The sequence below is a fragment of the Kordiimonas laminariae genome (assembly GCF_023008165.1).
GTDB classification, from domain to species: Bacteria; Pseudomonadota; Alphaproteobacteria; order Sphingomonadales; family Kordiimonadaceae; genus Kordiimonas; species Kordiimonas laminariae.
The window spans coordinates 142,525-160,676 of sequence record NZ_JAKQZA010000004.1 but is presented as its reverse complement, the minus strand read 5'-3'; the positions used below and the strand labels follow the sequence as shown (position 1 = coordinate 160,676).

20 protein-coding genes are annotated in these 18,152 nt (G+C 45.3%); 10 read left to right on the top strand and 10 right to left on the bottom strand.

Translation table 11 applies throughout. From position 1 onward, the window contains the following. The first annotated feature begins 18 nt into the window (after positions 1-18). The gene (locus MF542_RS09335; protein WP_247018394.1) at positions 19-1,122 is read left to right on the top strand and encodes a type 1 glutamine amidotransferase domain-containing protein; all 1,104 of its coding nucleotides are present in this window, start codon (positions 19-21) and stop codon (positions 1,120-1,122) included. An 82-nt stretch (positions 1,123-1,204) separates the two neighbouring features. Here the strand turns inward: MF542_RS09335 and MF542_RS09330 are convergent, their stop codons facing one another. Then, positions 1,205-2,140: a catalase family protein gene (locus tag MF542_RS09330; RefSeq protein WP_247018392.1), complete on the bottom strand. Its 936-nt coding sequence runs from the start codon at positions 2,138-2,140 to the stop codon at positions 1,205-1,207. A 131-nt stretch (positions 2,141-2,271) separates the two neighbouring features. Between MF542_RS09330 and MF542_RS09325 the strand changes: the two genes are divergently transcribed. Beyond that, positions 2,272-2,721 carry a MarR family winged helix-turn-helix transcriptional regulator gene (locus MF542_RS09325; protein WP_247018390.1) on the top strand — a complete coding sequence of 150 codons (450 nt, stop codon included), beginning with the start codon at positions 2,272-2,274 and terminating at the stop codon, positions 2,719-2,721. 247 nt (positions 2,722-2,968) lie between these two features. Beyond that, positions 2,969-3,526 carry a hypothetical protein gene (locus tag MF542_RS09320; protein ID WP_247018387.1) on the top strand — a complete coding sequence of 186 codons (558 nt, stop codon included), beginning with the start codon at positions 2,969-2,971 and terminating at the stop codon, positions 3,524-3,526. Positions 3,527-3,574: 48 nt separating this feature from the next. Here the strand turns inward: MF542_RS09320 and MF542_RS09315 are convergent, their stop codons facing one another. After that, a complete protein-coding gene (locus tag MF542_RS09315) occupies positions 3,575-4,801 on the bottom strand; it encodes a retropepsin-like aspartic protease (RefSeq protein WP_247018385.1) in 1,227 nt (408 codons plus the stop codon). 125 nt (positions 4,802-4,926) lie between these two features. On the opposite strand from MF542_RS09315, the gene MF542_RS09310 reads away from it, so the two are divergent. Both MF542_RS09310 and MF542_RS09305 read left to right on the top strand, forming a co-directional pair. Next, on the top strand, positions 4,927-5,421 hold the full coding sequence (locus tag MF542_RS09310) for a hypothetical protein (protein WP_247018383.1): 495 nt from the start codon (positions 4,927-4,929) through the stop codon (positions 5,419-5,421). After that, positions 5,421-5,627 carry a helix-turn-helix domain-containing protein gene (locus MF542_RS09305; RefSeq protein WP_247018381.1) on the top strand — a complete coding sequence of 69 codons (207 nt, stop codon included), beginning with the start codon at positions 5,421-5,423 and terminating at the stop codon, positions 5,625-5,627. The genes MF542_RS09310 and MF542_RS09305 overlap by 1 nt, the downstream gene beginning before the upstream one ends. Before the next feature lie 40 nt (positions 5,628-5,667). Here the strand turns inward: MF542_RS09305 and MF542_RS09300 are convergent, their stop codons facing one another. From MF542_RS09300 to MF542_RS09285, 4 genes are read right to left on the bottom strand one after another with little or no spacing between them, the layout of a single operon-like run. Continuing rightward, positions 5,668-6,081, bottom strand: a complete 414-nt coding sequence (locus MF542_RS09300; RefSeq protein ID WP_247018379.1) for a DUF1330 domain-containing protein — start codon at positions 6,079-6,081, stop codon at positions 5,668-5,670. A gap of 53 nt (positions 6,082-6,134) precedes the next feature. Further along, positions 6,135-7,196: an NAD-binding protein gene (locus tag MF542_RS09295; RefSeq protein WP_247018377.1), complete on the bottom strand. Its 1,062-nt coding sequence runs from the start codon at positions 7,194-7,196 to the stop codon at positions 6,135-6,137. A gap of 47 nt (positions 7,197-7,243) precedes the next feature. Further along, positions 7,244-8,719 (bottom strand): oligosaccharide flippase family protein, encoded by a 1,476-nt coding sequence (locus tag MF542_RS09290; protein WP_247018376.1) that lies wholly within the window; start codon positions 8,717-8,719, stop codon positions 7,244-7,246. 2 nt (positions 8,720-8,721) lie between these two features. Further along, positions 8,722-9,930 carry a glycosyltransferase family 4 protein gene (locus tag MF542_RS09285; RefSeq protein WP_247018374.1) on the bottom strand — a complete coding sequence of 403 codons (1,209 nt, stop codon included), beginning with the start codon at positions 9,928-9,930 and terminating at the stop codon, positions 8,722-8,724. Between the two features lie 171 nt (positions 9,931-10,101). Between MF542_RS09285 and MF542_RS09280 the strand changes: the two genes are divergently transcribed. The 5 genes from MF542_RS09280 to MF542_RS09260 all read left to right on the top strand — a co-directional run bounded on the left by MF542_RS09280 (position 10,102) and on the right by MF542_RS09260 (position 14,764). Beyond that, the gene (locus tag MF542_RS09280) at positions 10,102-10,335 is read left to right on the top strand and encodes a BolA/IbaG family iron-sulfur metabolism protein (protein ID WP_247018372.1); all 234 of its coding nucleotides are present in this window, start codon (positions 10,102-10,104) and stop codon (positions 10,333-10,335) included. Between the two features lie 123 nt (positions 10,336-10,458). Then, complete coding sequence (gene grxD, locus MF542_RS09275) at positions 10,459-10,791, top strand: Grx4 family monothiol glutaredoxin (RefSeq protein ID WP_247018369.1); 333 nt, start codon at positions 10,459-10,461, stop codon at positions 10,789-10,791. A gap of 48 nt (positions 10,792-10,839) precedes the next feature. Next, positions 10,840-11,898: an NADP(H)-dependent aldo-keto reductase gene (locus MF542_RS09270; RefSeq protein ID WP_247018361.1), complete on the top strand. Its 1,059-nt coding sequence runs from the start codon at positions 10,840-10,842 to the stop codon at positions 11,896-11,898. A gap of 798 nt (positions 11,899-12,696) precedes the next feature. Continuing rightward, on the top strand, positions 12,697-14,130 hold the full coding sequence (locus tag MF542_RS09265) for a HAMP domain-containing sensor histidine kinase (protein WP_247018359.1): 1,434 nt from the start codon (positions 12,697-12,699) through the stop codon (positions 14,128-14,130). Continuing rightward, entirely contained in the window at positions 14,117-14,764 is a 648-nt protein-coding gene (locus tag MF542_RS09260) for a response regulator (RefSeq protein WP_247018357.1), read from the top strand. The genes MF542_RS09265 and MF542_RS09260 overlap by 14 nt, the downstream gene beginning before the upstream one ends. On the opposite strand, the gene MF542_RS09255 is transcribed toward MF542_RS09260, so the two are convergent. The 4 genes from MF542_RS09255 to MF542_RS09240 all read right to left on the bottom strand — a co-directional run bounded on the left by MF542_RS09255 (position 14,761) and on the right by MF542_RS09240 (position 18,055). Further along, positions 14,761-15,543: a class I SAM-dependent methyltransferase gene (locus tag MF542_RS09255; RefSeq protein WP_247018355.1), complete on the bottom strand. Its 783-nt coding sequence runs from the start codon at positions 15,541-15,543 to the stop codon at positions 14,761-14,763. The two genes, MF542_RS09260 and MF542_RS09255, sit on opposite strands and share 4 nt — an antisense overlap. Before the next feature lie 74 nt (positions 15,544-15,617). After that, positions 15,618-16,376, bottom strand: a complete 759-nt coding sequence (locus MF542_RS09250) for a class I SAM-dependent methyltransferase (protein ID WP_247018353.1) — start codon at positions 16,374-16,376, stop codon at positions 15,618-15,620. Positions 16,377-16,490: 114 nt separating this feature from the next. Further along, positions 16,491-17,384 (bottom strand): class I SAM-dependent methyltransferase, encoded by an 894-nt coding sequence (locus MF542_RS09245; protein WP_247018351.1) that lies wholly within the window; start codon positions 17,382-17,384, stop codon positions 16,491-16,493. Positions 17,385-17,584: 200 nt separating this feature from the next. Next, positions 17,585-18,055, bottom strand: a complete 471-nt coding sequence (locus MF542_RS09240) for a DUF3291 domain-containing protein (protein ID WP_247018349.1) — start codon at positions 18,053-18,055, stop codon at positions 17,585-17,587. Positions 18,056-18,152: the final 97 nt, after the last annotated feature.

The following is an 18,152-nucleotide window of genomic DNA, read 5'->3' as shown; positions in this document are numbered from 1 at the left end:
ACAGAAAAGGAGGAACCCATGCGGTATATGTTATCCCTGTTTATATTGCTTTGTACGGCATTCGCTAACTCAGCTTCAGCGCAAGAGAAACGTGTCGCGATACTTGTTTCAAGCTACGGCGAAGAAGGCCGTGAAAACCTGAGCTATGATTTGGAAGAACTCGCGCAAGCCTATCTGGTTCTTTATGAAAATGGCGTAAAGATAGATATTATCAGCCCAAAAGGCGGCCCTGTTCTCATGCATAATAAAAAGGATGACCTGCCGTACATCCAAAAATTCAAAAACGAAACCCCAGCCCTGAAACAGCTTAGAGCAACTCTCGCCAGCGATACTGTAACGAGCGAAGGTTATGATGGTATTCTTATCGTTGGCGGTGACGGCGCCATGTTTGATCTACCAGTCCATGAACCAACAACATTTCTGATCAACGAATTCGCAGCAGCCAACAAACCTATCACTGCTGTATGCCACGGGCCTGCAGCCCTTGTGAATGCAAAAGCTGCTGATGGCAGCTATCTTATTTCGGGCAAGCGCGTAAACAGTTTTACCAACCTTGAAGAACAGGCATTTGGTGGAGACGTTATTGATCAGCTTCCTTTCCTGCTTGAAGACAAGCTCAAGGAACGCGGCGCCATTTATATGAAAAACGCACCTATGCTGCCCTATGTGGCGGTAGATGGTTCGCTCATCACCGCCCAAAACCCAATGGCAGTTGCAAACGCTGCAGAAGCTTTGCTTGTACAGCTTGGTATCACACCGAAAGAACGCCAGCTTTTCAAGGATGAAGCAACCATGAAACTGGTACAGGAAGCACGCATATCTGGCCCATACCTTATTGATGTTGCCTTGAAGAAATCCCCAGAGCTTTATGATCTTAACTATTTAGCGCTGTATGGTTTCTACAGTTACAAACTAGCGGAAAGTGATGAAGCCAAGAAACTTGAGCTTGAAATCATGCAGACCGTTAGCAGGCACTTCAGTCATCCCATGTATTCCTATGGCTTAATCGAGGCCCTCAATGAACAAGGTTACACAAATAAAGCACACGCTGAATTCAACCGCGCCACCGCCATGTATCCTGAAAGTCAGGAACTACAATCTCTCCGCGTCTTGTTTGAGTAAACTCTTCCTTTAACTCAGACAAGTGCATGCTCACTGCGTCTTCCATGCAGAGGCGTAGTGAGCAACTTATTACCCAATCATACTATTTTTCTGAAAGCCGCCGCTCTGCGCCAACAGCATAAATAGCAGACCTTACACGAAGCATAGGATCCTCAGAAGCATCAAAGCCCTCAGTCACCAGCGTTGGGTCAAAGTTCATACGGTCACACGTACCATCTTCTTCCTGCATTACATTGGTGACCTTCAGCTTTGCAGCAAGTATCTTGGTGTTGTCATCAGACCATTTAATAGCTGGGTTAAGGATATCATCCCCTTCGCTTGCAAAGGAAATCAACATATCCCAAACCACTTTCCCTTTTTTCAGATTGGCCTGTATATTTTCGAAAAAGAAGCTTTCTGTAGGCTCAATAACAAGCCCCTGCTCGCCTGACGGTACAAATGACCAACGAACTGCGGACCTGCGGCCATCCTCAGCCACCAGATGGAATGTGTTAATGCTGTTATACACAGCGCCTTCATAGGGTTTCAGGTTTTTCGTTATTTCAGCATGGTAAGCATTATAGAATTTAAGCTCAGGGTGCTTTGCCGCAAATGCTGCCGTGGCTTCTGCTCCCGCCGCTTTAGCTCTCAATAATTCAATAAACGCTTCTGTCGTTGAAACAGGGAAGAAATGCTCGGTATTCATATTCATGATATGCTTTTCATCATTCGGCGCTGTAATTTCAAAAGCTAAACCATAATGGCCGGGCGTATCATCCGCAGGATTTGGCTTACCGCCTTTATGGGAAAGGCGTCCCCTGACAGTAGATTTCTCCCTAAAAATGGGACTGTTGCTATGTTCCTGGATAGCACTTCCTTGGGGAATGAACTCACCCGTAAAGCAAAAACCCTTGGTATGATTACGGCGCATACCTTTTGTTACGCCGAACAACTGCTCAAACGCTTCAAGATTTTTCTGCGCAGCTGCACGCTCATCTGCTGCAATAGGCATAGATGCCAGCGCCACTGAAAGTGCCATCGTACTTCCTTTTAACATGATCAGTTATTCCATTTAATTCGTGTACATACTATTCGTATATAAACATTTTGAATATCAATAATCAAATGCTAATTAAAAATGGAAGGTTGAGTTTATACAAAGGACGTACTGTGAGCAGGCACCCACAGCCCAATATCCCTGATGATCTAACGCTGGATAAGCAGCTTTGTTTTGCTGTGCATTCAGCCTCGAACGCTATTGATCAACTGTATCGGCCGCTTTTAAATGAACATGGTCTGACGTACACCCAATATATCACTCTAATGGCGCTCGCTGAAGAAGACGGCATCACAATCACGGAACTGGCTACAAAAATTGGCGTAGGCAAAGCAACCATGACCCCACTTCTACGCCGTCTGGATGATAAAGGCTTGATTTCACGTACCATTCCGAAAGGTAACGAACGGCAAAAAATTGTTGAGATAACTGATGCTGGATTAAGCTCTCTTGAGGGCAGTTGCTATGTAACTGATAAGGTGTTTTCGGAAACTGGCCTTACAGACAGTGAAGCAGTGACTCTTATTTCTCTCTGCAAAAAGCTTGTTAAAGCCTCCAAATGAACTGAGGCCCAAGATATGCCACAGGGAAAATACAATTGCGGCACGGTTACCTTTAAGGTGGGGTCAAAAGCCCACTGGGATGGGATCAGTAGTTCAGGAAAACAACATATGAAAGCCTTTAAAGACTGAAAAAGTCTGGTACCTGATACTTCTTTCTTTTTAAATGGGGCTAAAGACTCGCCATAAAAGAGAAATCACGCTACCACTTCATATCCATTGTTTCGAGTATTACTCAAAGGGGGAAACCATGGACGAACTGGAAGAAAAGCTACTTAAGCTGGAAATTGACGAGAAAGAAAGAGACTTAAAAGACCGCGACAAACCTCGCTCAGCGGCCAGCCGCGTGAATGATTTTTTGAAAACTGCAAGCTCTGTTATAGCGCTGATAGCCGGTTCCATAGCCTTATGGCAGCAGATGGAGAACAGTCAAAAGCAGACCGAAATCAAAAATTCACAGATATCTATTACTTCGACCCAGCAGCGCTTAGATAAAACTCAGTCGGAAATTGAAGCTCAACAGAAATTGCTTGATAGGAATGCTCTTTTTTATTGGGAAAACCGAGAAATAGAAAAATTAAACTATCCTAAGTTTGATATCCCTATTGAGGTAGTTGGTCTTACAGACAATCGCCTTCATTCGTGGAACAGATATGCCACGTGCCTCGCTTATTATAAAAATGAAAGCAAAGCCGGACTATATCCAACACACATCTCAGCGGCCGATTATACAGACTTTCTAAACACCTCTAGAGAAGCCAGGCAAGGTTGCCTCGTTTATCTACAAGAGCAAAAAACAGATAACTGATACCTAAAAGAATAGCGTGACACAGCATCACGCTAATACCCTTACCCCTTAGTAAATTATAGGAGGGTTCATCACATTCGCGGCTTGTAATTTATAGCAGAGGTCAGCACTACAAATCTCCAGTATTGCGCTGGCCTCCACATTCAACAGCTTATCAATTTCATGTTTCGAAAAGCCCGCTACATTATGCCCGTTTACATGAGTATAGACACCAGCCTGAACCTCAGCTTTCTCAGCAGGTGAATTCGGTTTGATGCTTGTTACATGCATCCCCTGTTCATGTGGATAGGCTGATATCCCGGTATAGCCTGTTGCATATGGTTTAAAACTATCCTCAAGCGCCTCAATGATAAGTTTCTCACCAGAATAATCTACGGTGTATCTAAAGCGTTTTAGGAAACCATGCCCTATTCTGCCATGCCTGCCTTTGGTGGAGCTGCCTTTTGGCGCGTAAACTGTGCGAATATTCTCTAGCCGTTGACCTAATAGAATGGCATCCGTTGAAGCACGCCACGCCACCTTCGCTTTCCCCTGAATACCACGGGAACTACTTATCCAACCATTTTTTATGGCCTTAATGGCTGGATTACTCCCGGGAATAAGAGAAAGAAAAAAAGACGATCCCGTATCAAGATGCAAATTGGCATCAAAGAAAACATCGTCCTCCTGCGCTAACGGCATATCAACAAATGATGTTCGCCCGCCTGAGAGTGCGGTCGCACCATTCACTGAAAGAGAAAAAACATCAAAAGCGTCATCAGGCTTATAAGTTTCCGGGTCTGACAGTGTTACAGTTTTTGCCTGCGCATCAAACGTAACCATATAGCGAGAAAACAGATCATAGCCAATAACCCCATCGATAGGATATTGTCGCCCTAGCGCGAGACCTTCCGAAACGCTTGCAGGAAAAGCTAAAACTGTCATTCCTTCAAATTTCAGTTCCCCAAAACCAATGGTTACATCCTTCACCTTTTTGGTTTTTGGTTTCTCTCCCTCTCCTGAACCATTTGGAGCAAAAACGCTTTCAACACCCTTGATACCTAAGGATTGCGCCTTTTCATGCATAAACAGTCCCGTGAGTGTTGAGCCTGTATCAAGCACAAACCGAAAACCGGGCTTCCCATTTACTGATGCTGTGACCACTGGAAATCTTGGATCTTCCTCCATTTTCAACACAATTGGTGCCGCAAGTGGTTGGGGTGTGATTTCAATATCCAGATTATCCAAATCCGAACAGCCAGTGAAAATCACCATAAGGCCCAGTAAAAATGGCACCTTAATAATCTTATTACTCCGATAGCATTGCATTTTTTATCCTCGCAGTTATTATACAGATTACTTCATGCTTAATAATTATAAATTAATATAAAACATGAATTTTTGTATAAAGGGCATTAATCATGAGTCACTTTTCTGTGATAGCAAGGCTTCTAAGACTGTTATCAATATTCGGGGCTATGTTTGTTCTTCTCCAGCCTTCGCTTACACTCGCAGCAGTTACGATAGGCGCTGAAACCATAGATCTAGGGCCAGTGGTTTTCAGATCTCCTGCCGAGATAACTTGGTGGAAAGCCATTTTAAGCTTCCTGCCTAATGCAATCGTCGCTTGGGGACTTGTTCAATTATCCCTGTTCGGTAAGCATTTGATGCTGGGCGGGCGTTTCACAAAAGCCGTTAGTGGCAGCTTGCGCAAAGCATCACTTCTCTTCGTAATTGGCGTAGTAATTTCCTGGCTTGTAGAACCTGTAATCAGCAACCAATCACTTGTTGGTGCATTCGTTCAGCTACTGGAAAATCATGGCCTTTTACTTTTGATCAGCTTGGCATTTACGCTTGTTGCTACGCTGCTGAATGAGGCGAGAGATATTGAGGCAGAAAATAAGGAGTTTTACTAATGCCCATCAAAGTGACCTTAAATGTCGTGATGGCGCAGCGTAATGTGAAATCCAAAGAACTCGCCGCCTACATCGGTATGTCCGAACAAAATCTATCGATATTAAAAACCGGTAAGATCAAGGGAATGCGCTTTTCTACCCTTGAAAAAATATGTGAATATTTAAAGTGTAAGCCAGGAGATATTATGGATTATGAAGAAGAATAAGTGTGCCACATAATCCATAACTTCATTTAGCATTCAGGCACTAACCAAAAACGTCTTCGCCTTCCACTTCATGGGTGCGAAGCAATCGGCTGTCTGCTACAGCAGCTTGCCTGTGTTTCACCGCAATGCGGTAGTCAGGGTCTGTTACCATTTCAAGGAAGGCACTTGCCGTTGGATAACGTGCAACAAAAGCTATATCCCATGCCTCATTCGATGGCCCAATCAACATAACTTTAGGCTCACCACGCCAAATAATTGTACCCCCTACACGCCTGAAGATCGGACCACTATCACGGCCATAGGCCGCGTAAGCTTCAACGCCTGAACACTCGGTACCATCCTCATATTTAGCTATCTCTTTAAGCTTGATAAGGTTGAGCATATTAACAGGTACGTCACGTGGTAAAGCTTTAAAGGCATCGAAAGCTTCGCGTTCCGGATCGACATGTTTCATTGGGTTCTCCCTCTATTTATTCGTAAACTAGAGGGAGTACTTCACTTGGCAAGTTATGGGCCGAAGATCGCCTCAAGTTCTTCTTCGGTACGGTTATGAAAACGGCACCAATCCGCCATCACAGCATTATCCGTTACCCTATTAAGTGCATGAAAGCCCGGGGCACGTCCTTCTAAAAGATCATTTAGCGCCACAGTATGAGCATAGAAAATCGGGTCCAGAAACTTCATCAAGGTTGGTTCATTTTCGGTAAAATTCACTGGTACTTTAGCACCCAGAATATCACTATCTTTAAAGTCATAGCCGAACTCGTCCTCGGCGCCAGCGTTGGCAAGCAGTGGGCCATTCAAGAATGCCGAAGTATCATAGCTTCTACTAATAATGTCTTTCAGGCCTGTGGCTGTAATAATTACATCAGCAGAACGCGCTAATGCCTCCACTTCATCGGCCCGATCAGCGCTTACAACCTTTAGATCACGATCTGTAGCCACCTTCAGGCGCTTTTCATCCATCTCAGCAATAGTGATATCATCAGTGATGGTTTTAAAATAATGCGCAATCCCGCGGCCAACCTTACCAAATCCGAAGATCACGACCTTTGCATCCGTCAAATCACGCCCTGCAAGGTTCACAATCGCCCGGTGCACCCCCTCTCCTGTTCCCAGGCAGGTTTCAAGCTGCTTCAGACGTGTATCATCCACAGAGATAACAGGGTAAGGCGTATGAGCATTTTGGTAAGCTACGGCACCTGTACGAGTAAGTTCTACCGCGCCTAGTTTGGCCGTACAGTTTTCAAGAAGTTCAGCCCCACAATCCATCAACACATCAAATTCGCCACTTATTTCATGAACAGGCTTGTATGGAATATTGTTTTCTTCAAGCACCTTGAGCGCATAAGCGTCAGGTGTGCAAAAGCTAAAGTTTGAAACCAGGAGGTCAGCACCGCCTTTTAACAGGCTATCCACCTTGATAAGTGTCGTACGTGTAAGCGGAATATCATGAGCTATACGCAACCCTTTATAAGGCTTCGTATCTTGCACCTCATCGCGAAGCCTATGCATAAAAGGTGCTACATCAGCTCCAAATTCCTGATAAATTGCTTCTAACGCTGACATACCTCACCTCTCCACTTCAACAAATAATAACGCTTTAAAAGTGCCTATTATGCTAACTTCAACATAGCAAACACTTTATGCTCCAGCCCTTCTGGCTTACGTGCAGCAAACCAAATTATGTACAGAGCAACACCGTAGCTGCCCCCGCCAACAACAACACCAACGATAAGTTGAAGCCATGACTCTGGTAAAGAAGGGAAGAGCATATGTGCCATAGCAAGATATACAATTGACATAACGATGCATGCTAAAAGCGAACGCAACACCTGCATCAACGCTATTCTCCAGCGCACCTCAACATGTTTTGCAAGAAACCACAAAACAGGAATTAAAAGCATCAGCGATGTAAAAGATTTGGCCGCAATAGCACCATATAGACCAAACAAGAAATAACCACCGAGCACCATTGGAATAAAGAAAACGACCCTTACCCACTGCAGAATAGAAAGCTGCCTTAGATATCCTTCAGCCATGTAGATTTGTTTCGAACTGGCATATATGCCCTCACCAAGAGCAAACGGGGCAGCTAGTTGAAGTGCAAAAATTAATTCCGGCCAATTGTCACCAAACAAAGTCAAAGCAAGCGGTTCAGCCACAAGCGCAAGACCAAACGCGACAGGGAAGCACAGGGCAATCATCGCGCCTACCGCTTTCGCATAAATTTCAGCGATCAGCTCTTTACTTTGTTCTCTAAGCTTATGAAGGCCTGGCAGGAAAGCACGCCCAATAGGCATGATAAGGTTTCCAATCGGCAAAAGAACTAAATCTAAAGCCTGTGAAAACACAGCCAGCTGACCAGCTGTACCAATTTTAGCGAGAGAAATTCGATCAATTCGTTCTTCGGAGAAAGTAGCCAGAGCTTCAACACCCGCCCATTTAGAAATATCCCAAACGTCCCCAAGAGCGGCTCTATCTGATTTAAGAGACCTCCCCCAACACATAATATGACTAAGCACCACCCGGATCACGGCGGCAGCGAGAATACCCCACACAATTGCCCACAAACTCCTGAGCCACAAAACAAGAGCTATTGTAATCAAAATACGACCAACACCGACAATTGTCTCGAAAATGAAGTCTTTTTGATATTGAAGCTCTCGCTGGAATGAAATCACCCAAGATGTAGCAATCCCTTCTAGCGCTAGAGCAAAACCTAAAATGTAAAGCCCTGCCCCAAGAACTTCCTCTCCATAGAATGAAGCTGTAGGTTCTGCGAGGGCTGCAATCAATCCGCCGGCCAGTATTCCACACCAAAACCTTAGCTTAAATGCCGCACCATAATGTTCATTTCTTAATTTCTGGATACGCACCAGTGATATGCGCACAATCGTATCAAGAAGAAGCTGCAAAATTGCTGTAAGTGAAATCAGAAGAACTACAAGCCCCACTTCCGCTTTGGTGAGTACGCGCGCATAAACAGCAACGTTTACTAACCCAAGAAGCCTTACAATCAGTCGCATGCTTACGGTCCAAATGGCACCTCGCGCGACTTTGTCTCCTATAGATTGTTCTTTTTCAGCCATTTTCAGCTACCTAAAGAAAGTCGTTCAAGTTCTAACAGGAAGGTTTTAGTCTTTTGATCCCAACCTTGCGTTCTTGCATATGCCTGCGCCTGACTGGCCAACTTAGCGCGCCTATCATCATCACTCAGCATTTGTATTAAGGCTTCCGCTATATTAGTCGGGTTTTCTGCTTCAATCAGCAAGCCAGTATCACCGTGTTTTATAGCATCCACCGCTCCCCCAGCTCGTCCTCCGATACTTGGCGTCCCCATGGCAGCTGCCTCAAGGAACACCAAACCAAAACCTTCTGTATCGCCGTCCGGCATTGTTCTGTTTGCCATAATGAATACATCTGCCATTCCATACCAGCTAGTTAATGTATCTGTATTCACCCAACCAAGTAGCTCTACACTATTCGCGATACGCTGTTCTCTGATCTGCCTTTTAAGTGTTTCTTCAAGAACACCACCCCCAGCTACTTTCAGCTTTGCGTCTGGTATTTTTTCCAGAACCAAAGACCAAGCCTCTAGGAGCTTGTCAAATCCCTTACGGGCTACAAGCCAACCGCAAGAAAAAACAAGCGGTGCCTTATCGAGTTTCTTCTCCTTGCGTTCCGCACTCGTATCCCGTCCGTTAAACACCTTTAGATCAACACCGTTTTGCTGAAGGCGGATACGTTTCTCCGGCACACCATATTCATCTTTAAGGATACCAGCTGTAAAACTGCTCACAGCAAAAACCAGATCAGCACTCTGGAGTGCTGCACGCCTCCGTTCCGTAGCACGATTGGAATATGCACTCTGAGACACTTCCTCGCCGTGAACGAAAATAGCTGTCTTCACATGTCGCTGCTTTTGAACCGCAGCAGCTAACCAGCCAAGCGTATCAAGAGCACCAATACAGAGCGTATCGAAACCACACTCGTCAATCAGTTCCAATGTCTTTTCAAGGACAAGCCGGTTAAGCTGCCATGCACCTACTTTGCCTAAAACCCGGTTCCGGAGTGACGGTTCCCTGTCTCTGATAGGCCTTAATTCTTTAATACGGTGAATTTTATATGGTGCAGCTTCATCAAATGCTCTCCAGCCATCCACCTCAGAGCCATTCACATAATCAGTGTGGGCTGTGAGCACTTCTATGGCCCCGCCAGCATGGCTGGCAAGTGCATCATAAACTGTTAGAGCGCCCCCAATGAGTGGCTTGTAATGTGTTGTAACCAAAAGGCATTTCATACCAATCGCTCCGAAAACTCAGGGGAACCATAGCAGATGAAAATATGATTAACACCGGATTTAACAATTATTTTCGTTAAGTTAGCGCTTTCTCTTCGCTTAATAGGTGACGAAGCCATTTCTGCCCTGCTATACTGATTCCAAACTTAGGAAGTTAGAGGTATTTTTATTATGGCAATGCTGTCAGACGATATTATCGCTCTTATCAAAGAAGATATGCCGGGCGCGAAAGTGCGCATCGAAGACCTGCGCGGTGATGGCGACCACTATGCAGCTTTTGTAGAGTATGAAGGTTTCCGCGGCAAATCCCGCGTACAGCAACACCAGATGGTTTATAAAAGCCTGAAAGGCCGCATGGGTGGTGAACTCCACGCCCTTGCCCTTCAGACAACTGTACCTGAATAGGCTTTAAACCCTGTTTTTAGAAATTTAACCAAAATAGTATGATTTTAGCTTTCTCCCCTTGGAAAAGAGGCATCAAGCCCTTATCTTACAGCTAAAATCCGGCAAAATTTAAGGAATAAAGTAATGAGTGATAACCCAGCGTTTGATCAAATCAAAAGCCTCGTATCAGAAAATGATGTATTTCTGTTTATGAAGGGTGATCCAACCTTCCCGCAGTGTGGTTTCTCTTCTGTAGTAAGCCAGGTTCTTATGCACCTTGGTGTGAAGTTCCAAAGCTTCAACGTGCTTTCAGACATGGAAATCCGTGAAGGTATCAAAGCCTATTCAGATTGGCCTACAATCCCGCAGCTCTATGTAAAAGGCGAGTTCGTTGGCGGCTGTGATATTGTGAAAGAAATGTTTGAATCAGGTGAGCTGCAGCAGCTGCTGAAAGACAACAACCTGATCGAAGCATAAGCTTCTAACAGCACTATTTTTTCAAACATCCTATAGGGGCGTGTTCTTATGGAAATGCGTAAACTTGGCCGCACTGGTATCAGTGTAAGCAAAATCTGCCTTGGCACCATGACATGGGGCGAACAGAACACAGAAGCAGAAGGCCACGCCCAAATAGATATGGCGCTTGATTATGGCGTTAATTTCCTTGATACGGCTGAATTATATTCAGTGCCTGCACGCGAAGAAACTTACGGTGCCACGGAGCGTGTGATTGGCTCTTGGCTCAAAAAAACCGGCAAACGTGACAAGGTGGTGATTGCCAGCAAAGTTGCAGGACCAGGTGAAAACCTCAAATACATGCGCCCTCACTTGCACAGAAACGGCAGAAATGATCTGTCTTATGATGCAGTGATCGAAGCCTGTGATGCCAGCCTCAAACGCCTTGGTACTGATTATATTGATCTATACCAAATTCACTGGCCAAGCCGACCAACCAATTTCTTTGGCAAACTGCGTTACCGACAACCAAAAACGGATGATAGCGTTCCGCTTGAAGAAACGCTGTCAGCAATGAAAACACTGGTTGATGCAGGAAAAATCCGTGCTGTTGGCCTTTCCAATGAAACTGCATGGGGCACTATGCATGCGCTTAATCTCGCCGATACCAAAGGCTTGCCACGTGTCGCGAGCGTGCAAAACCCTTATAACCTTTTGAACCGTTCATACGAAGTAGGCCTTGCAGAGGTTTCAGAACGCGAAGCGTGCGGCCTGCTTGCATACTCACCACTGGCGTCAGGTTTCCTTACTGGGAAATACTGTGACGGCGCTCGCCCGGAAGGCGCTCGCCTAACCCGCTGGGGTGGTACTTTTGGCCGTTACCTGAATGAAGCAGGTACTGCCGCGATGGAAGAATATGTGGCTCTCGCCCGCAAACACGGTATTGATCCAGCACAAATGGCAAATGCCTTTGTGAACATGCAAACGTTCCTTACATCCAACATCGTTGGTGCAACAAGTCTTGAGCAGCTCAAAACGGCGCTTGATACCCATGATATGGTGCTCCCAAAAGAGCTAATGAAAGAAATCGACGCCATTGAGACCAAATACCCGATGCCGTGCCCGTAGATGAGTAGACAGGTCAAAATAAAAATCGATCCAGAACCGCAAAGTGGTTACTGGATGAGTTCCAGTGAGATAGTAGTATTATATTGGGGCTCAATTATCGGAAGCTTCGTTGTGAACCTTACCGACTTTCCTCCGGCTTTAAAGTTCCTTCCTACTGCCGTGATATTATCCATTTATATTATCTGGCCCTACTTATTCATTCGTGAACTATCCACGATACAAAACAAACCACTGAAGAAGTTTTCTTATTTCCATCTGTGGACATTCATTACTTTCGCGGCTTACGCGGTTATACTCGCTGTGCGTATACTGGCCCCGTCGACGACTTTTTCTGTTGAACATAACCTTTTGGAAACTATCGTCATAATCTTTGGTAGTTGGTCGCTTTTTGCCTATTTCGGATGTATTGCAAGCCGGTTAGTGGATGCGGAACAAACCATACTAAATATAAAAAAATCAAAGTTTGTTACGTTCCTGTGCCTGTTTTATTTGCCGTTTGGTATATTCTCTATTGTGAACAGACTAGAAAACATATTTCTCAGCGTATCAGATGAAACAACCCCATAAAAAAAACCGCCTGAGCGATGATCAGGCGGTGAAACAGTATATTTTCCAAGAAAACTAAATCGGGAAACGAGACCCGACTAGCAGATAGTTTTCATTGGTTGCCCCCACTATATTCAGTATGCTCGGGTAGCACATCGGGCACAGGACGCACCACACCTCCGCCTTAAGACCGAGGCCAAGCTCCGCCAAAAGCGCTATAGACATAAAAAATAATAAACGGCAGTGGGGGCTATGTTTAGGATACAGAACATTAATAAAGCCAGATCAAAGCTTTGGTGGCGTATGGCGCGTAACAGCGTTCTCGCATTCGTCTTTGTCTTCTTTGTGATTAATCTTGGTACCTTTATGGTTACCAATTATCATGATCACCATACAGCGCTTCAGCATCACCACTTGCAAAAATGGGTGAATGAAGAAGCCCTGCCTCACCTTGCTCATGCAATGGAAACCGGTAAGCCATTATCAGAAGAAGCAATCAATACCGCAGCCGGCACTTTTGATCATTACCATACCCGCGTGCCTTGGAGCAAAGATCCACTAGGCTTCTATTTTAACAAAGCCCGCAGTGGAAGAGTTTATACAAAACTTACCGTCACCAATTATATTCAGGATAAAAGCACAACCGCTTTCTGGCCGAGAGAAGTTGAAGAACTTAATAAAAAAAATCATATTTATTACCGCTCTTTCACGCTTCCAGTTATCACTGAACAAGGTGAAGAAATTGGCTCTGCCCAATATCAGATATATGCTCCTTTTGAGTTTTTAAGAGCTCTTCAATGCGGCCTTACTTTTCCCTATTACCTTTGGGAACTTTTGTTTTCTGCTATTTTCGCAGGTGTGATAAGTGCCCTACTTACAGCTTCTGGGTATTCCTCTCGCCTCAGTGAAATTGTAAAAGTAACAGACCGCTGGTCAGCGGGTGACTTCTCCAAACGCATTCAGGAAAAAGGGTCTGATGAAATTACAGACCATATGAAACGGCTGAACGAAATGGCAGAAGAACTTCAGGAAATTGTCCAGTTAAGGCAGTTGATCTCAGCACGTAATGAGCGTGATTTTTTCGCAAGCGAATTACACGATACTGTAAAGCAGAATGTATTTGGCCTCTCAATGCAGCTCGGTGCTCTGAAAGCAAATCAGAACTTGCCGAACGAAGTTTCAGCTCAGATCGCAGAAGCCAGTAAAACCGTTGAGGAAATCAACAAGGAAATTGTCACTCTCCTCAACAATTTAAAAACTGATGCAAGCGCGACAAGCAACTTGGTGGAAACTCTGGAATCCATAACTGCTAAATTCCGTGAAGAGAAAGACCTAGCCATCAGGCTTCAGGCAACCACTGTAAAAGTATCGGAAAATGAAGCGCACCATATTAAGCGTATTGTGCAGGAAAGCCTGAACAATATATGGAAACATGCCTCAGCAACCGATACTGAAATCACTTTAGCTCTTAAAGGTAACCGCTGGGTGCTCAGCATTTGCGATAACGGCAAAGGCTTTGATGAAACCAATATAAAACCAAACCAGTTTGGTTTAACCAATCTGAAAGAGCGTGCCAGCAAAATTGGTGCAGAAGTTTCCATCATCACGGGCACCGGAAAAGGCACCTGTATTGAAATAAGCTGGCGTGCGACAGCAAATAACGGACAAACCTATGGAACCCGCTAACCAGATTTCCATTCTGATTGTTGATGATCACGCTATCGTACGGCGCGGGCTGGTTTCTCTTTTAAAAACCATTCCTGAGTTTTCCGTCATCGGGGAAGCTGGTAGCGGTGCAGAAACCCTTGAGTTTTGCGCCCGGCATACCCCCGATATTATTTTAATGGATTTATTTCTGCCTGATATCTCGGGTGTTCAAGTAGCACAGAAAATCAAAGCAACCTGCCCTCAAACCAATATCATCATGCTAACGAGCCATGAGGGTGATGAGTTTCTTGTAGAAGCAACTAACGCGGGGATCACATCCTATCTTCTCAAAGATGTTCCACCGGAAGAACTGGTAAAAACCATCAAAAGCAGCCACCGCGGCGAAACAACTCTCAGCCCACGTTTGGCTAAATCCCTAATGCAACAGATTGCTAGCACCAAAGAAGATGAGCCGCCCCATGAGCAGCTCACTAAAAGAGAATTCGAAGTATTGCAGACCATCGCAAAAGGCTTCTCTAATGCCGAGATAGCAGAAGAGCTCTCTATTGGCGAAAAGACCGTGAAAACCCACGTCAGCTCGATCCTTAGTAAACTCTATCTCTCTGACCGCACACAGGCGGCCATCTACGCTTGGCGGAATAAACTGGTTTAGCCCGGCTTGCGGTATAGGTGCGTAAAGCGGTCACTTTCACCGATCGCGCGATATTTATCTTCATCACCGCTTCTGAGGCTTGGAGGAAGTGAATAAAGCCCATCCGGATGGTCTTTGGTATCCTTAGGGTTTCTGTTTACATCGCTTTCTTTTACGAATTCAAAACCCGCCTTCTCTGCCATTGCACGGAAATAACTGGCATTAACATAACCGCTTTCAGCTTCCGGGTCCTGCGGGATATTTTCATCACCTGCGTGATCCACAATTCCAAGATAACCACCGGGTTTCAGCATTTTGAAAAGATCATTCACATGATCCTGTGCTGGATCACCATAAATCAAGAAACCATGGGCACGGAACACAAGCGCCATATCTATTTCACCATACGGTAGATCTTCTACCTGCTCGGATGGCCAGCCAATACCACCATTCACAGGGTAATAGGCACCGCCCTTTCCTGCGCCTTCAATATAAGGTTCAATAATCCGGCGGTAGAAACCACCCGGACCGCCCGGGAATATTTCCACGACTTTCATTTCAGGCTGTACATCAAAGAAAGTAAGCGTTTCAAGCGGATGACGATACTGATCTCGGGCCTTATGGTTTTCAGGGCGATCTTCACTTGTCACCAGTGCCATCAAGCTTTGTGGGCCTGCTTCCGAATAATCTTTATCACGCTCAGAAAATATAGCTGTCGCCGAACCAATAGCGATTATCAACAGAGCAAAACCACCAAAGCCTTTAAAAAAACTGCGCTTCTCTTGATCAGTATCAGACATAAAAATACCCTCCCGTCATTTCGACAGGAAGGTACAGCATTTTCACACACATCCCAGTAACGATGGTGTTAGCGTTATTTTTTCATGAATTTGAAAATGAAACGATCCGTTTTACCGCGAATGCCCTCAGCAAATGGAGAGATCGTATGAGGGTCTTCAGAATTCGCCAGAATATCGCTTGTTTCCACCAGCTTAAAACCAGCCGCTAATACTTGTTCTTTCACAAGTTCTGGATCAATACGGTGAAGAGTATTACCTGCTTCTGTACCGCTTCCTGCTGGTGCCACATGATCAACCACTACAAACACACCGTCATCCTTTAGTACCTTACGGATAGACGCCAGTATTTCAGGGATGTTCTCATCACCCTTACGGGCTTTATGTTTGAAGAAATAATCATGATAAGACAGCACAGCCATCGCTACATCCACTGTCCCCTCAGCAGCTGCAACATTTTCAGAACCTGTATAGATATTTCTAACATTTCCGAGGCGACCTTCATACCGCTCACCAATGCTGTTTTTCACGAAATCCCAGTAAACCGGGCCGTTATGTGCAATAACGGTTCCTTCCATTCCCACAGCACGCGCGAGAATTTCTGTGTAGTATCCAGCACCGGAATTTACATCGACAACTTTCATGCCAGGGGCGATACCAATAAATTCAAGTACCTCAGCTGGTTTCCTGAACTGGTCCCGGGTAACATCATCTGCAGGCCGGTCTTTATGGGCTACTGCTGCTTTAATGTGGTCATCAGCAATAACACCACCAAAAGCAACTGTTGAAAAAACGACACTTGCCAGAGCCAATTTCGAAATAGAATTCAGTTTCATTATATATTCCCTCTCGCCTGATTTTTGCCGAGTGTACACGGACAACCACCGATACAAAATAAAAAAGGCGAGAGTGTATGCCCCCGCCTCCTTAATTCACAATTCGCTAAGCGCTTATTTTGGCTTACGGAACTTCAGTGTCATACGGTCACTTTCACCGATCGCCTGCATTTTAGCACGCTTTTCAGCATCATCACGTGAACCGGCAAGCACCGGAGGCAAACGCCATACAAAATCACCTTCTACAGGCTGATCTTTGCGGTTTGCATTCACTTCTGAAACATCAACAAGTTCAAAACCACCTGCTTTCATTGCATCAATGATTGTGGACTGCTTCACATAACCGTTGAAACCTTTTGCCCAATCATTATCTGCATCTTCCGGTGCACGGTGTTGAACGATACCAACAATACCGCCCGGCTTAAGCACTTTATAGATATCAGCAATCGCATCTGTGCGAGTACCTGTTGTGTCTTCATGCTTGTTCAGGTGGTGCATCGCCCGGAATAGAAGGAATGCATCAACCTTGCCTTCAAGGTCTGCTGGTACATCGCCAAACAGGAAAGCACCTGTTTTGATTTTGCTGTCACCTGTCCATTCAGCGACATTCTTCGCAAAGCGCTCTGGCCATGCTTTATGGTTTGCAAGGCGTTGATCTTTATCTTCGCGTGTTGCCCAATCAGTACCGCGGTGCTTCAGGGAATACTGAACACCGTAAAGGGCACCTTCATCGCCCAGGTAAGGCACGAGGATGTTGCCGTAATATCCGCCCGGCAGAGCATCAACCACTGTCATGCCAGGTGCGATACCCAAAAACTCAAGTGTTTCTTTAGGATGACGGAAAGGATAGCGCGCCTTTGTTGCCTCTGGCTGTGCTGCAAGAATTTTATCAAGCTTGGCGCTTTCAACGTGGCCAGCCTGCATATCTGCTGTTGTACTCGGCACAAGCGCTAAAGAGCTTGTTGCAAGCAGCGCGGCACCAGCAACCGCTGTCAGTAGTTTCTTCATGGATCAGTTCCCCACTTGTTATGCGTTAACATTCCCGACTGACCTTAGGGCCCAAGCCATTTTGTGCCAAGGTGACAAAAGCAGTCAGAGCATCAAAAACTTGTGATTGATATTAAACCAAAGTTTTCCAGAATTTGACCTGTTTTTGACAAATGAGCGCCCAGACGTGACAAACAACCGCTCAGGTATCACGCCGGAAATTAAAGCTCTATGCCCTTAGCATCATAAGCTTGTTTGAACGTAAAGGCCTGTGCGCTTGGGCCGTGATTACGGAGGTGAAGCAAACGTTCCGTAGCTTCCTCAACTGTTGGCTGATGCCCCGCAGGCACCCACCAAAGCACCATGTGCGCCTCAGCCGGCATTTCAAACCATTCTTTTCGCCGTCCGATATAGTGCGTGTGCCCAGATTTATAAACATACTTATGAAGGCTCGCCACATCCTGCCACACGCTCATATTCACCAGTGTTTTGTCATCAAACATAGTGTAATCAGTGGCATTGCCTGTATCGTCCTTCAACCGCCATACAAAACCCGGAGAACATTCCGCAAGCAGGTTAATGCCGTCGAGCGCATCCATGAAGTCCTTCATTTCTTCGCTTTCTTTCGGATATTTAATGGTGGCGATATTCAGCTGTGCCAGATGATACGCAGGCGTGTTTCCGTGCGGCATAAAACTCTCCCTCAAATCCTCAGGAATTTGATATGGGTACGAGAATCCAAACTTAAAGGGAGATGTAGAAATTCAGAGCGAATATTCTCCGCTCTGA